This is a genomic window from Planococcus beigongshangi (assembly GCF_016820495.1).
GTDB lineage: Bacteria > Bacillota > Bacilli > Bacillales_A > Planococcaceae > Planococcus > Planococcus beigongshangi.
In genome coordinates this window covers 138130-152142 of the sequence record NZ_JADHDU010000002.1, presented here as the reverse complement: position 1 = coordinate 152142, position 14013 = coordinate 138130, and the positions used below count along the sequence as shown (strand labels likewise).

Here is a 14013-nt window from a genome sequence, read left to right as displayed (position 1 = left end):
TTTCAACTGGTGCGATCCACAAAAAAATCCCTTCCTGTTTTTTAGCAGGAAGGGTTTCTCTTTTATTCATTCAGCGTCTGCCGCGGAATTGCTTTCGCTTGCCTGAAACTAATGTAATCCTATCCCGTTTCCGGTCAAGCCTTTCATTTTCCAGCTTAGCCGATATCAATCCGAGGACCACGCCAAACATCGCACCCGCAAATACCTCCACCGGCTGATGGCCGAGAAGCTCTTTCAGCTCTTCTTCCCTTTTGATGAGTTCAAGGCTGGGAAAATCACCTTTCAATGAAATGAGGCTGTCTTCCAGATCGTTCACCAATTGGGCAATTTCGCCGGTATGGCGTCTGATGCCCTGTGCATCGTACATGACGATTGTACCGAACACTATTGCCAAAGCAGTTTCAGTATGGCGGGTACCTTTATTGGCCGCCACATATGTAGCCAAAGCCGATACGCCAGCCGAGTGTGAACTTGGCATGCCGCCCGTAGTGAATGCATGCTTCCAATGCCATTCACCCGTCAATTTTTTATTGGTCAAAATTTTCAGACCTTGTGCGATTCCAATCGCTGATAATGATGTGATTACTCCGCGGTTCATTTAATCCGCCCCCTGCCTTTGGATAATGCAGCTGAATGCTGTATAAATTCCAATACCCCAAAACATAAAACAATAATCGGAAATTCTGGCCATAAAAAATAGAAGCGACCGCGCGCTTCTATTTTCCAGCCTATTTTTTTGTTGTGTGCTGCGGCAGCACAATACCGGTGGAGCGAAGTGTATCGATCAGCAAATCATGCATCACTCTGTAACCTTCATCATTCGGGTGGATTCCGTCCAGCCAGATATCCGGCTTCCTTCCCATTTTATCTGTCCTGGAAATGATGACGCCGCGTTCCCCGATCATCCGGTTCCACCGGCGATACAGTAGTTTCGTCAAACCCATATATTGATGTTCTTTCTTCATGGAATTATAGAGATCGTTCTGGACCAGCAGCGTATCCGGATTCAATTCACGGATTTTCCGATAGATGGCCAATAGATTCTTCCGGTAATTCAGACGGATCGCCTTGAAATTCCGGACAAGCCCCGCAGTGCCGAGTTTCCTGAAACCTTGAAGCAGATCATTGCCGCCAATATTGATCAATACCAGATCAGCTGAAAGGAGTTGGCGATCCCATTGTCCTGAGTCGAGCCTTGAAACGAGACCGTCGCTTGTCAATCCGTTGATCCCCAGATTGATGATTAGGCTGTCCGGAAAACTCTCCCTAAGATATTTGGCGATCCCTTCTTTCGTACCGTAGCCATAGGCGACCGAGTCGCCTAGAATGACAATCGTCTTAACAGTATATTGTTTCATATTATGTTTTATTTTACTTAAAGGCACCTTGTTTGACAGGATGCCAGACATGAATTTTTTATTCAATTACAGCACATCCTTATTAAGAATTACATTAATACAATTATACCATTATAATAATTTATTGACAAAAATCCTGCCTGACAGGACGCTTATGATTATACAAGCAGCGTTATTTCCCTTATCCTTTTCTTATGAGGTTTTAGGAAATCTTTAAAAAGGGGGACGGCGGATGAATGAAATATACTTGATCACAGGTCTTCTTCTATTGGCAATCGGAATCATCGATTTCTGCTGGACGACGTTATGGCCTGACGGGGGTGGCGGCCCTGTCACGAACAGGGTTTCCCTATTGCTGTGGACCGGAATCCGCTGGGTCAGCAGAGACAATTCAAAAATCATCAGCCTGGCTGGCCCGCTGATCCTCCTTGCCGCTCTTCTCACTTGGATATTGCTGTTCTGGACAGGATGGACATTGGTGTTTGCAGCAGATCCCGGCTCATTTATCGATACAAACGATAATAATCCGGTCAGCTGGAGTGAACGCTGGTATGTCGCAGGTTACCTCCTGTTTACTTTAGGAGTCGGTGATTACATCATGAAAGAAGGCGTATGGCAGATATTCGCCATCTTCACTGCCGGAAGCGGACTGATTTTCATCACGCTGGGAGTCACCTACATCCTGTCTGTGCTGGAGGCGGTTTCACAGAAAAGGGCTTTGGCGGAAAGCATCCGGGGCCTTGGTGACAATGCTGAAGAAATTGTCGCCGCTGCATGGAACGGCAATGATTTTAATGACATCGACCTGTTGCTGAACACTTTTTCTTCCCAATTAAGTACACTGACCTCACAACATAACGCCTACCCGGTCCTCCATTATTATCATGCAAGCAAGAAAGACGAAGAGCTATCGGTCGCCGTCGCTGCACTGGATGAATCCCTTACGCTTCTCAAATTCGGCATGAAAGAAGGAGTCGGCCCCAATCAATTGCTGGTCAAGGACACCCGTTCAGCCATCGAGAGCTACGTCAAAACATTGCAGAGCGGCTCCATCGCACCGGCTGATATCAGTCCGCCTGTTCCGGATCTGGACTCCCTGCGTGATCAGGGCATGCCGGCAGTTTCCACAGATGAATTTTTGGAATCATTGGCTAAGCTTGCCGATCGGAGAAAAGCATTATTGGGCGGCCTGCGCGATACCGGCCGGAAATGGCCCACATAAAAAGGACTCTGGAAGGCGATAGTTCGCCCTCCAGAGTCCTTTGATCTTTATTTCTTCACTTTTTTATTGGATTGCCCTTTGTTCGTCACAACCGTATAATTGCCGAACTCTTTGGTTTTCAAGGTAAATACATCACCAGCCAAATTGCCCTGGATGATTTTCCATTTACCTTTTCCGTCTTCACGGGCACCAAACTGGATTTTCACCTTGCTGTCCGTTTTGAAAGCGAGTGTGATGAACGCTTTGAAATTTACGCTGAGCTTACGACTGAATGAATCCGTTGCAGCTATATTCAGCTGCTGTGCCAGAGCCGGACGGTCGTCCACCATTGCCGCATCGTCAAGAGTCAAATGCAGATTGTAGCCCGCTCCCGCCACTTTAGCCAATTGCTGAAGATTATTGGCAGCAAGCGTCAAATCGATATCAGGCATTTCAATATGCAACTCTTTTCTGCTGTTTTTGAAGTCCTTAAGTGTTTCTTCAGAGAATTTAATCCAAAGTTTACCCTCAGCATCAAATTCTTCAGCCTGGATCACCGCAATTGCTCCAGAGAAGTCCACTTCTGCATTCTGCTCACCCGGCATTTCATGCACCTCCATTTCAGAAAAGTCGATTTGTGCCAGCAACGGATCATGATCCGATGCACGTCCATGTTCTTGAAGGTTCCCTGTCTTCAGGTCAGTCTATTCGAATAAAAAACACTTCCGAAGTTTCACTTCCGACGGCGGCGCTTTGATCACCGTGTCTTCAGCTGAAACGATTGGCGCTGTATATTCTGTGCTCCGGCAAGACCAGTAAAACGCTGAGCAAAATCTTTCCGATCGCGCCTTTCGTCAAGCTATTCACTCCCTATTCCAAATTATCTTACTGGTCAATTATACAAGATGAAAATTAGACAATTGTAAATTTATCGTAATCTGACTTTATAAATACCCGATGGTCCCGAAATCCAGAAGACGTCTACAGACCTCTTGATTTCTTTTTCCTATCCTTTTATCAAAATTTTTACTGTCCTGAATTTCCAGCTTCCACTATAGGGAATTTCTAATTTTCTAAATGAAATAAAGGGTTTCATGCAGACCTTAAGGAATACTTATTAAGACTATGAAAACGATGGGAGCTTACATATGAAACCACATTTTTTACCAATCCTGATCCTGGCAATGAGCATTCTCTATATCTTTTTTATCCCCGACGATCCCTTATGGTTTAAACTCATTTTCAAGCTGATTCCCATGATCCTGATATTTCTCTATGCTGTTTTAAGGCTTCCGAAACAGAAACTGAAGATCCATTGGCTGATCCTGACCGGCCTGGTATTCTGCGCAATCGGTGACGCGACACTCCACTGGTTCGTCATCGGCCTTTCCGCTTTCCTCATCGGACATTTATTCTATACTGCCGCCTTCTTGTCCCAGTGGAAATTCAATCGCTACCGGATACTCACGATACTGCCGCTCATTTTCTACGGGTTTATCATGGGAAGCCGTTTGGTTGAAGCTCTGGAAGTCAGCGGGGACACTTCGCTGATCGTACCCGTACTACTCTATATATCAGCCATCATGCTAATGGTGTGGGCAGCCATCATGACGGGGAACCGCTGGCTGATCACCGGCAGCCTGCTTTTTGTCGCATCCGATTCAGTGCTTGCATGGAATATGTTCGTTTCGCCGGTGGAATATTCCCACCTCCTGATCATGTCCACTTATTACGGCGCTCAATTTTTCATTGCCCACAGTGTGGCAAGTTTCCGGAAGCTGGGAAACGGGAATAGTTGAGGCAGACCGTACATGCTTGAAAGGAATGAAATAAATGATGGATCCCATAAACTATCTGAAACGATTCGACGCATATCCGGTCGATGAGAATTTCCTGCAGGACCTTGCGAGACTGCAATCGCTGCATATGCAGCATATCCCGTTCGAGAATTTGGATGTCATCCGCAAAGTGCCGATCTATCTGAACCTGGAAACCATTTACGATAAAGTGGTCAATCAGCATAGGGGCGGCTATTGTTACGAACTGAACGGATTATTCTGCTGGCTATTGCAGGAAATCGGCTTTGATGCAAAAATGATTTCAGCTACCGTCATGAAACCGGACGGCACTTATGCCAAAAAGGACACCCATGCCGCTATCCTGGTGGAACTGGACACTCCGTATCTGGTGGACGCCGGGTTCGGAGACTCGACGATCAGCCCCATCCCGCTCGGAGGCGAACGGGCGACTGACAATAGCGGAACATACAGCATAGACGAAATTGAACCCGGTGTGCATCAATTGACAAGGGAAAATAACGGAGAAGAAAAAGTCCTTTACCGTTTTACACTGGATGAAAAACAGCTGGAAGATTTCCATGAAGGCTGTATATTCAATCAAGTATCGAAAGACTCGACCTTCACGCACGATGATATCGTAACCCGGGCAACGCCAGAGGGCCGCATCACATTGTCCGGCTTGACGCTCACAAGAACGATTAACGGGGAAAAGCATAAAGAGCAATTGACTGAAGAAGATAAAATGAAAGTGCTCGAAAAAGAATTCGGGATTGTACTGAACACAAAAAAGCCTCTTCCAAATTGAAGAGGCTTTTCGATTGCGCGTTTTTTGGCTGAATCCTTAACGGACTGCCTCGAACATGGCAGGTTCCAGAACATATGCAGATTGTGCATTCAGATGAGGATAACTTCGCAGATTGCCGCGGTACAGCAATTCCATCTCATCATAAGCGAAAATATCACGCGGCTTCACTAAGGCCGGCGGTTTGTCCGCAATCCGGATATTGCCCGCTGCCAGCGCTTCGGTGACAAAATGCGAACAGAAATAGGCATTTTTACGGTTCAGGTCGTAATTGAAAGCTACAGCAAAGAGGCCGGTAAAATTATATTTGAATGAGTCCTTTTCCCGCTCCATCTTCTGGACATATGCCCAGATGCTGTTATAGCTTTCTTCCGACAGTTCCAGTTTGCATACGGCGCAATCTGCACGCTGGAACAGATGATCCTGAACATCTTCTTTCACGAATCCGGCGATAAACGCATTATACGTATCCTTTCTGCCAAAACTGTACATTTGGCTCAAATCTTTCGTGAAGGATATGGACACATGGCTGAATGGGTAGCCTGTGCAATTTTTGATCATCCGCGATAGATTGGTTTTCGTATTGGTGAACACAATGTAAATCTCCATCCTTTTCATCCCCTTTGCTGACTGTCCCGTTAAATGCATGTTCCGATAACTTCAGTTTATCTTTCTCTCTAAAAACCCACATCCGGCGTCAGGCTATGTTGAACTGAGACCAGAGGCTTAGAACAATGCAGGACTTTTCTGCTCTTTTTATATTTAACGTTTGAAATGGTCCGAAGTTTCAAAAATTATGGTTTTTTCTGTTAGATTACTATTCATTATAGCCTTCTTTATCTGAAAAAGAATCAGAAAATTTATTAATAATTTATTAAGAATAGAACCCGTCCAAAAATGGGCGGGTTCATAATAGCTGCTCTATATAATTATTGAAACATCTTCAGTCACCGGTATTCCGCAAAGCAGTTCACCGTTTTTTCAGCTGTTTCCCTGTATTCAAAATCTTCATCAACCGCATCGCCGCACTGTACAGCAGCGTTTTGCTGTTTGCCATCGCCTCTGCGAGAAGCACCGGACCTTCGACGATCGGCATAATTGCATGTACGCCTTCTGTCTCCAATTTTTCTGTGCCGGCACCAATCGAACCGGCAAACGCAATAACCGGAATATCCCGCCGTTTAGCCAGGCGGGCGATCCCGACAGGCACTTTTCCAAAAAGCGACTGTCCATCAATACGCCCTTCGGCAGTCAGGATTAAATCAGTATTTTCCAGCTGCTTCTCCATTTCGGACAATTCCGCAATCATTTCAAAGCCACTCCTGAATTCTGCTGCAAGCAATGCCCTGAACAGGAAACCGATTCCTCCGGCAGCTCCAGCCCCGGCTTCATCGATACAATTCCTTCCCGTCAGTTCCGTGACCAGCACTGCGAATCTCTCCATCCCCTCTTCAAACTGCGCCAGCTGCGTTTCGGCTACGCCTTTTTGCGGCCCGAAGATATGAATGGCCCCGTCCTTTCCGAGAAGCGGGTTGGTGACATCACTTGCCATGATGAAAGTGACGGTCTTCACTCTCGGATCAAGGCCGGACAGATCGATTCGGGCTATGTTTGCCAGGCGTCCACCGACGGCTGAGACTGGCTGATGGATGTCATTTAAAAACTTCACACCCAGCGCCTCGAATATACCGGTGCCGGCATCGACGGTCGCACTGCCGCCGAGTCCTAGGATGATTACAGCCGCCCCGCGGTCAAGCGCATCTTTTATCAATTCACCCGTACCGTAACTTGAAGCGAGCAAAGGATCCAGTTCATCCGGAGCCAATAACGGCAATCCGGAAGCGGCAGCTGTTTCGATGATCGCCATTTTCTCTTTTTCGATCCAGCCGTATGAGGCTTCAATGGTCCTGCCAAGCGGATCGCGGACGCTGCGGTTGATCATTTCACCGCCTTTATTCCACAGAACCGCTTCGACCGTCCCTTCTCCGCCATCTGCCATCGGGATCTGGACAGTTTCAATCAGCGAATCGAAATCCTTGATCGCCTGATGGATGATTTCGGACGCCTGTGTGCTGGAAAGGGATCCTTTCAATGAATCCGGTGCAATCACTATTCTCAATGCGCTCTCCTTCTTTCTTATGTATGGACTAAAGAAAGTGTAGCAGGCGTGCCGATTTTACTCAAACGATTCTCAGATCAGGGCATGTGCGACAGAATTATTGACGACATCCAGAAACCGGGAAAGGTCATCGGCAGTGGTCTCCTTGGAAAATGAAATCCGGATGAACTTTCTCGCAGCGTCGCTTTCCACTCCCATGGCAAGCATCGCCGACATCGCTTCACTGGCTCCTATCTTGCAGGCGGTGCCGGTTGAAATGGCGATCTGGTGGCGGTTGCATTCCAGCATCATCCACTGTCCCTCGACATGCGGCAAGAGAAGACCTTGGATAAAAGGTGATTTAGACCGGATATCCCCGGCTGCACGGACTTCCGGATGGAGGTTATCAAGAAGGAATTCTTGAAGCAATGCCGCTTTCCTGTAATTTTCCGCCTGTTCAGCTACGGCATATTTCGCCGCAATTGCCGCAGAGACAATCCCCGGTACATCAAGCGTCCCGGCGCGGAACCCTTGCTGATGCGTCGTCCCTTCATAGACCGGCTGCCAGTGGATGGCAGGGTCAAGGTAGACAATTCCGACCCCTTTCGGCCCCCCGGTTTTATGGGCTGAAAATACAGCTGAAGTGACGCGTGACGCGTTCAAATCCACCGGAATTTTCCCTAAGGCCTGCACCATATCGCAATGGAACGGCACGCCGAACGCCGCAGCATGTCCCGCCATTCCGGCAATATCCTGGACCGCCCCCATTTCAGAGTTGACGGATTGCATGACAACCAATGCAGTGGTTCCATTGACCAACCGTTCAAATTCACCTATATCCACCCTTCCTTTCCGATCCACCGAAACGAATCGGACGTCGTATCCTTCCTGACCAAGTTCATGGAGCACCGCCAGAACAGAGGCATGCTCCAGCTTAGTTGAAATGATGCTTCTGCAATTGTCCGGTCTCCCTTTCAATAAAGAACGGATAGCCAGCTGATTGCCTTCCGAGGCGCTGCCGGTGAAATAGAAGCCGTCTTTTCTGCCATTCAGTAATTCACCCAGCATCCGCCGGCACGAGTCGATGTAACCCGCAGCTTCCGACCCTGCATCATGGAGGCTTTGGGTATTGCCGAATGCTTGTGCGGCTGTTTCCATATATGCATCCAACGCTTCTTTCCGCATCGGAATGGTTGCTGCTGCATCGAGATAATAGGTCATTTCATCATCAAAATCCCTTCGAAAAACATTTTTGCCTTGTAATCACTTTATCTTTATGTCATTAATAGTGTCAAGACACTTGTAAAGAAGGTGTAAAGATTGTTTGATGTATGCATCGTGGGCGGAGGCGCAGCCGGGTTGATGCTTGCCCGTTCCCTCCCCCGATCTTATAAAATAGCCGTTTTGACAAAAGCTGCTCCTTCAGTATCGAATACCGCCCTTGCGCAAGGCGGCATCGCAGCAAGCCTTCATTCCGCCGATTCGGCTGATGTCCATGCTTCCGATACCATCAAAGCCACCGCAGGCCATGCGGATACCGGACGGGTAGAGATGCTGACCCGGGAAGGTGCCAGCGCCATCCGTCAATTGATGGAGGACGGACTGCCCTATGATAAAACTGACAGCGGCGAACCGCTGCTCGGGATGGAAGGTGCCCACAGCGTCCGCCGGATCCTCCATTCGGGCGGCGATCAGACCGGAAAAGTGCTGATGGACTTCTTAATGAAGGAAACCGAAAAACGAATCCAGACTTTCAATTATCACCAAGTGCTGGAATTGCTCGTCGATGACAATAAATGCACCGGGCTAATGGCCAGTGACAGCAGCGGGCAACGGAAAATCATCCATGCACGCCACACGGTCCTGGCAACCGGCGGCATCGGCGCGCTATACAGCCACACGTCCAACTCCCCCGTCGCGGAAGGCGACGGGCTTTCGCTTGCTTACCGGGCCGGTGCTGTTCTGGAAGATCTGGAATTCATCCAGTTTCATCCAACGGTCCTGAATATAGACGGCACATCGGCTGGCCTCGTTTCAGAAGCTGTCCGCGGTGAAGGTGCACTGCTCGTCAATAATCGGGGCCATTCCATCATGGATGGTTTTCATCCGTTGAAAGAACTGGCTCCGCGTGACATTGTGTCAAGAGCGATTGAATGGCATTGGCAAAGAGAGGGGCCGGTTTACCTGGATGCCCGGCATATCCCAGATTTCCACGTGAAATTTCCTGCCATTCACCAAAACTGCCGTTTACACGGGCTGAACCCTTCAGCCGATTTATTGCCGGTGCGGCCAGGTGCACATTTCCATATGGGCGGCGTGAAAACTGATGATAAGGGTGCCACCACTATCAAGCGGCTCTATGCCATCGGTGAAATCGCTTCGACAGGCGTCCACGGAGCTAATCGCCTTGCCAGCAATTCGCTGTTGGAGGCCATCGTCTTCGCAAAAAGGCTGGCCGGATTGATAGCGCAGCTGCCGGCTGAAGCCGGGGAATCGGATGTTCCAGCGATTCAGCAATTGCCATCCGGTCGAAGTCTTCCTGCCGTCACTCTGCCGTATCCAGGACCCAAACGTTTAAAAATGACGCAGGATGTAGGTATTCTGCGGAATAAGCAGCAATTGCAGGATTTTATCCGGGAGAATCCTCTGCCGCCTGACCTTGAAGTGAAAAATGCGAGCAATGAAGCGGTAGCGCATCACCACCGACAAACTGCCTGCACGTTAATGGCAATGGCTTCCCTATACAGGGAGGAAAGCCGCGGCGCTCATTTCCGCACCGACTTTCCTGCCCCCTCAGCGGACTGGCAAGGGAAAACGATTGCAATATCGAAAAATGGCATTTTCACCGAACACCGCGAAATTCTAAGCAAGGAGACTGTATGATGATGAATAAATTATTGGCATTGAAAGCATTGGAACACTTTTTAATAGAAGATATCGGCGAACGTGATGCGTCATCTGTTATTTTCGGGGATGATGCCACATGCGAAGCTGTTGTAAGGGCAAAAGCTGAAGGCGTGGCAGCGGGACTGGTTATTTTTGACTGGGGCTATTCCCTGCTCGATCCTTCGGTAACCGTTGAAACGCTAAAACAGGACGGAGAAACTGTAGAATACGGAGAGGCACTGGTCCGGATCAAAGGTCCCGTTTCCAGCATCCTTGCCGGGGAGCGGGTTTTTCTGAATCTCGTGCAGCGGATGAGTGCCATCGCCACCTTGACCCGCAATTGTGTGGAAACGCTAGGATCCTCCGGCACGCGAATCGTCGACACGAGAAAAACGACGCCGGGTCTGCGGATGTTCGAGAAATACGCAGTCCGTGCAGGCGGCGGTTTTAACCACCGCAACGGATTATATGACGCAGTCATGCTGAAAGACAATCACATCGCAGCGGCCGGCTCGATTTCAGAAGCCATCCATAAAGTGAGGGCATCGCACGGCCATATGATGATGGTCGAAGTCGAAGTGGAGACGGAAGCACAATTAATGGAAGCGATCTCCGCAGCACCGGACGCGATCATGTTCGATAACCAGACGCCGGAAGTAATCTCGAACTGGGTAAAACTTGTCCCGGCAGGCATCCGAACAGAGGCATCGGGCGGCATCGATTTAGAGAAATTGGCCTGCTACCGCAATACCGGTGTCGACGTCATTTCGCTCGGTGCATTGACGCACAGCGTCTCGAATCTCGATATGTCCATGAATTTGATCCTGTCACATAAGGAGGCTATCATACAATGACATCTTTACTCGAAGAACTACAGCTGGCCGATGCAATGCCGGCACATTACCTCTCAGCGCCAACCGAGGAATTGCACGCGCGTGCCAGCCATGCACGTGAAATCCTGGGCGACCGCCTGTTTATCCTGGGACACCATTATCAGAAAGACGAAGTGATCCGGTATGCTGATGTTACCGGTGATTCCCTGCAATTATCACAGGTCGCAGGCAAGCAGAATGCTGATTATATTTTATTCTGCGGAGTCCATTTCATGGCTGAAACAGCCGATATCCTGACCACACCTGAACAGGCAATCATTCTGCCGGATATGCGGGCAGGCTGTTCGATGGCGGATATGGCCAATATCGACCAGACTGAGCGCGCCTGGGTAGAGCTGCAGGAATTATTCGGCGACACGATCACACCACTCACCTATGTCAATTCGACAGCTGCCATCAAAGCGTTTGTCGGGCGCAACGGCGGTGCCACCGTGACATCTTCGAATGCGGTGGAAATGGTGGAATGGGCATTGGGGCAAAAGCAGCGGATGCTGTTCCTGCCAGATCAGCATCTTGGCAGAAACACTGCTGTGAAACATGGAATTCCGCTCGAACAGATGGCCATCTGGGATCCGGTCAAACAGAAGCTCGAATTGCAATGTGAGATCGAAGATGTCCAAGTCATCCTCTGGAAAGGCCATTGCTCGGTCCATATGAATTTCCTGCCGAAACATGTGGAAATCCTGCGCGAAAAAGAACCGGAACGCAAGATCCTCGTTCATCCGGAATGCACGTACGATGTGGTCAGCATGGCCGATTACGCCGGATCGACGAAATACATCATCGATATGATCGAAGCCTCCGCTCCGGGATCCAAATGGGCGATCGGAACGGAAATGAATCTTGTAAACCGTCTGATCAAAGATTTCCCTGACCGTGACATCATATCATTGAATCCGTATATGTGCCCTTGCCTCACGATGAACAGGATTGACCTGCCGCATTTGACTTGGGCGCTGGAAGAATTGGTCGAAGGACGCGTCATCAACCGGATTTCCGTTGATCCACTGACTGCTCGTGAAGCGATAATGGCATTGGAAAAAATGATGTGAACGAAAAAATCCCGCACACCGATTTCAGGCGTGCGGGATTTTTATATGGGTCAATAACTTAATGCTTTTTGATAAATCCAGGTCTTCAGGTTCCCGATGGATGGAAAGTGAATTGACTCACCGGTAGCCTTATTCTCAGCTTTGATGATGACATCAAATTCATTGGGAGTGAATGACCAGCCTTCTTTCATCAGTTTGCGCGTCATCTTGATAATCATGCTTGAACCCTTGATCGTTTCCAAACTCATTGGTATCAACTCCTCATTCAGGATAGGATGCTTCTTAATATTATTTCAAAACTGAGAGAAATGAAAGTTTAATGATTTATACCTTCTTTCAGAGATTATTAAACCATTCCTATTCTTATGTAATTTTGTTATGTAAACTTATTAATTTCCAATCTCACGTTATACGAATTCTGTATAACTATTTAACTTTTAAATTAAACTGCAAAATATAAAAGAGCGGAAATCAACAAAGATTTCCGCCCTATTCCTTGCATATGGAATTCAAATGCGTTTCAAGCATCAAGTTGTATTTTCGTGGCCTGTCCCCTGTCCTCTCAAGCAGCGCATCCATCGCCAACCCATCCATCAATGCGTAAAGACGGTCCGTTTCGAGGCTCAACTCCACATCTTTCTTCAGCATATTAAGCATCATCAGATTCGACATGATGGATTTTATGGCCTGATAGACACTGTCCTCGCTTTTTTTATAGCCACTTCCCAAGTATTTGGAATGGTATTTGAAAATCAGCCGGGCTTCTGCAGCAGGATCCTTCCCGTCCCTGTCCGGTAACAGGCCATTTAATAACTTAAGTATTTTTTCCCTCGGCGGCAAATCCACCATGAATAGTTCAGCCGTTTTTTCAGCAAGACTTGCATGTACCAGCTGTTCCGTATAATTGATCAGTTCTTCTTGTGTAGTGAAATAATAACGCAGGGCTCCAAGCGTAATCCCGGCCTCCTTTGCAGTATTCCTTACAGATACACCGTCCATACCCTCCTTCAATAGAATTCTCCACGCGGCATGTGCAATATCCAGCTTCTTCTCTTCAATATTTATTAGTTTTGGCATATATCCATTTTATCAGAATACTTCTATAATTCAATAAATATAATACACCTGTATTGAAAAAGAACTCCTCCGAAGCTTTATTTAATACAACTGTATTATCAAATAGTTGATAACTTAGCCGGTTTGTGGATAACCTGTTTTATCTGTGGGTTATTGGATAACTGGGGTTTATGAGTATCCGATCGGTCTACAGCCGGAACATCCTTACCATAAATATGATCATACTTCCGAAAATGACAACCAGGAATATCGGCATGAAAAAATTGCTCAATCCTTCTGCTTCCCCTGCCGCTACCCTTATTCCCTGAAAAATCAGATAAGCAAACAGCAGGACGCTTTCATTCTTCAAGACGTTTATCATGAGCTGGCCATTGCGGTATTGCGCTTCAATATTGTCTTCACGCATATTCATATAATTGAAGGTATGCGGAAATTTTTCCACTGCCGTCATCATGATCCATAAACCGATTGCCACGATCGGCAGAATCAGCAGCTCCATTTTACTGCCCCAGCGGTCCACCGTTCCGCTCGCATCGTAATGCCCCGGTACCCGGTCAGGCAAACCCGGGAATTCAATGATCAAATAAATGAGTACTGCCAGAAACAGCATGATTGTCAGGAAATCCAAAAATTTGGCAAAGCCGGATTTCGGCAGTTTAATCCTCGGTTGTTTCTGCATAAACTCCCCTCCCCTCTCTTCTTCTCTTCTTATATGTATACGGACCAATGCGTAATGGGTTCCGGATAATATTTAAGGCAATGGATTTTATATTTGCACATACAGGGTTTTCCTCATTAAAAATCTTCATAAAAAACCCGCCGAGAGTTGAAATCTCTCAGCGGGTTT

General features: G+C 47.7%; 15 protein-coding genes. 6 read left to right on the top strand and 9 right to left on the bottom strand.

Translation table 11 applies throughout. The features are described 5' to 3' along the window. Positions 1–70 precede the first annotated feature (70 nt). Both IQ294_RS04870 and IQ294_RS04865 read right to left on the bottom strand, forming a co-directional pair. Entirely contained in the window at positions 71–598 is a 528-nt protein-coding gene (locus IQ294_RS04870) for a divergent PAP2 family protein (RefSeq protein ID WP_203332903.1), read from the bottom strand. Between the two features lie 130 nt (positions 599–728). Continuing rightward, positions 729–1424 (bottom strand): SGNH/GDSL hydrolase family protein, encoded by a 696-nt coding sequence (locus IQ294_RS04865; RefSeq protein ID WP_203332902.1) that lies wholly within the window; start codon positions 1422–1424, stop codon positions 729–731. A gap of 166 nt (positions 1425–1590) precedes the next feature. Between IQ294_RS04865 and IQ294_RS04860 the strand changes: the two genes are divergently transcribed. Further along, the gene (locus tag IQ294_RS04860; protein WP_203332901.1) at positions 1591–2580 is read left to right on the top strand and encodes a two pore domain potassium channel family protein; all 990 of its coding nucleotides are present in this window, start codon (positions 1591–1593) and stop codon (positions 2578–2580) included. Between the two features lie 47 nt (positions 2581–2627). Here the strand turns inward: IQ294_RS04860 and IQ294_RS04855 are convergent, their stop codons facing one another. Beyond that, positions 2628–3164 carry a hypothetical protein gene (locus IQ294_RS04855; RefSeq protein ID WP_203332900.1) on the bottom strand — a complete coding sequence of 179 codons (537 nt, stop codon included), beginning with the start codon at positions 3162–3164 and terminating at the stop codon, positions 2628–2630. A gap of 543 nt (positions 3165–3707) precedes the next feature. Here IQ294_RS04855 and IQ294_RS04850 point away from each other — a divergent pair. Together IQ294_RS04850 and IQ294_RS04845 are read left to right on the top strand one after the other, a co-directional pair. Next, positions 3708–4358 carry a lysoplasmalogenase gene (locus tag IQ294_RS04850; protein WP_203332899.1) on the top strand — a complete coding sequence of 217 codons (651 nt, stop codon included), beginning with the start codon at positions 3708–3710 and terminating at the stop codon, positions 4356–4358. Between the two features lie 34 nt (positions 4359–4392). Then, positions 4393–5163 (top strand): arylamine N-acetyltransferase family protein, encoded by a 771-nt coding sequence (locus IQ294_RS04845; protein ID WP_238942660.1) that lies wholly within the window; start codon positions 4393–4395, stop codon positions 5161–5163. A gap of 36 nt (positions 5164–5199) precedes the next feature. Here IQ294_RS04845 and IQ294_RS04840 read toward each other — a convergent pair whose 3' ends face one another. From IQ294_RS04840 to IQ294_RS04830, 3 genes are all read right to left on the bottom strand, one after another. Then, complete coding sequence (locus IQ294_RS04840; protein ID WP_203332898.1) at positions 5200–5769, bottom strand: hypothetical protein; 570 nt, start codon at positions 5767–5769, stop codon at positions 5200–5202. Positions 5770–6130: 361 nt separating this feature from the next. After that, on the bottom strand, positions 6131–7270 hold the full coding sequence (locus tag IQ294_RS04835; protein ID WP_349291329.1) for a glycerate kinase: 1140 nt from the start codon (positions 7268–7270) through the stop codon (positions 6131–6133). An 81-nt stretch (positions 7271–7351) separates the two neighbouring features. After that, complete coding sequence (locus tag IQ294_RS04830; RefSeq protein WP_203332897.1) at positions 7352–8479, bottom strand: IscS subfamily cysteine desulfurase; 1128 nt, start codon at positions 8477–8479, stop codon at positions 7352–7354. 99 nt (positions 8480–8578) lie between these two features. On the opposite strand from IQ294_RS04830, the gene nadB reads away from it, so the two are divergent. The 3 genes from nadB to nadA are packed head-to-tail and all read left to right on the top strand — an operon-like array spanning position 8579 to position 12089. Further along, positions 8579–10141, top strand: a complete 1563-nt coding sequence (nadB, locus tag IQ294_RS04825; protein ID WP_203332896.1) for an L-aspartate oxidase — start codon at positions 8579–8581, stop codon at positions 10139–10141. Positions 10142–10143: 2 nt separating this feature from the next. Then, entirely contained in the window at positions 10144–10998 is an 855-nt protein-coding gene (gene nadC, locus IQ294_RS04820; RefSeq protein ID WP_203333307.1) for a carboxylating nicotinate-nucleotide diphosphorylase, read from the top strand. Next, positions 10995–12089 carry a quinolinate synthase NadA gene (gene nadA, locus IQ294_RS04815; protein WP_203332895.1) on the top strand — a complete coding sequence of 365 codons (1095 nt, stop codon included), beginning with the start codon at positions 10995–10997 and terminating at the stop codon, positions 12087–12089. The genes nadC and nadA overlap by 4 nt, the downstream gene beginning before the upstream one ends. Positions 12090–12139: 50 nt before the next feature. On the opposite strand, the gene IQ294_RS04810 is transcribed toward nadA, so the two are convergent. The 3 genes from IQ294_RS04810 to IQ294_RS04800 all read right to left on the bottom strand — a co-directional run bounded on the left by IQ294_RS04810 (position 12140) and on the right by IQ294_RS04800 (position 13845). Continuing rightward, positions 12140–12337, bottom strand: a complete 198-nt coding sequence (locus IQ294_RS04810; RefSeq protein WP_203333340.1) for a hypothetical protein — start codon at positions 12335–12337, stop codon at positions 12140–12142. A gap of 241 nt (positions 12338–12578) precedes the next feature. Next, positions 12579–13166 (bottom strand): TetR/AcrR family transcriptional regulator, encoded by a 588-nt coding sequence (locus IQ294_RS04805; RefSeq protein WP_203332894.1) that lies wholly within the window; start codon positions 13164–13166, stop codon positions 12579–12581. A gap of 187 nt (positions 13167–13353) precedes the next feature. Next, positions 13354–13845, bottom strand: coding sequence for a DUF1648 domain-containing protein (locus tag IQ294_RS04800; RefSeq protein WP_203332893.1), 492 nt, complete (start codon positions 13843–13845; stop codon positions 13354–13356). Positions 13846–14013 lie beyond the last annotated feature (168 nt).

Bases quoted from the DNA above. Each gene is read 5' to 3' on its own strand.
- IQ294_RS04870 (WP_203332903.1), bottom strand. From the start codon at position 598: ATGAACCGCGGAGTAATCACATCATTATCAGCGATTGGAATCGCACAA.
- IQ294_RS04860 (WP_203332901.1), top strand. From the start codon at position 1,591: ATGAATGAAATATACTTGATCACAGGTCTTCTTCTATTGGCAATCGGA.
- IQ294_RS04855 (WP_203332900.1), bottom strand. From the start codon at position 3,164: ATGCCGGGTGAGCAGAATGCAGAAGTGGACTTCTCTGGAGCAATTGCG.
- IQ294_RS04850 (WP_203332899.1), top strand. From the start codon at position 3,708: ATGAAACCACATTTTTTACCAATCCTGATCCTGGCAATGAGCATTCTC.
- IQ294_RS04845 (WP_238942660.1), top strand. From the start codon at position 4,393: ATGATGGATCCCATAAACTATCTGAAACGATTCGACGCATATCCGGTC.
- IQ294_RS04840 (WP_203332898.1), bottom strand. From the start codon at position 5,769: ATGGAGATTTACATTGTGTTCACCAATACGAAAACCAATCTATCGCGG.
- IQ294_RS04830 (WP_203332897.1), bottom strand. From the start codon at position 8,479: ATGACCTATTATCTCGATGCAGCAGCAACCATTCCGATGCGGAAAGAA.
- nadC (WP_203333307.1), top strand. From the start codon at position 10,144: ATGAATAAATTATTGGCATTGAAAGCATTGGAACACTTTTTAATAGAA.
- nadA (WP_203332895.1), top strand. From the start codon at position 10,995: ATGACATCTTTACTCGAAGAACTACAGCTGGCCGATGCAATGCCGGCA.
- IQ294_RS04810 (WP_203333340.1), bottom strand. From the start codon at position 12,337: ATGAGTTTGGAAACGATCAAGGGTTCAAGCATGATTATCAAGATGACG.
- IQ294_RS04805 (WP_203332894.1), bottom strand. From the start codon at position 13,166: ATGCCAAAACTAATAAATATTGAAGAGAAGAAGCTGGATATTGCACAT.
- IQ294_RS04800 (WP_203332893.1), bottom strand. From the start codon at position 13,845: ATGCAGAAACAACCGAGGATTAAACTGCCGAAATCCGGCTTTGCCAAA.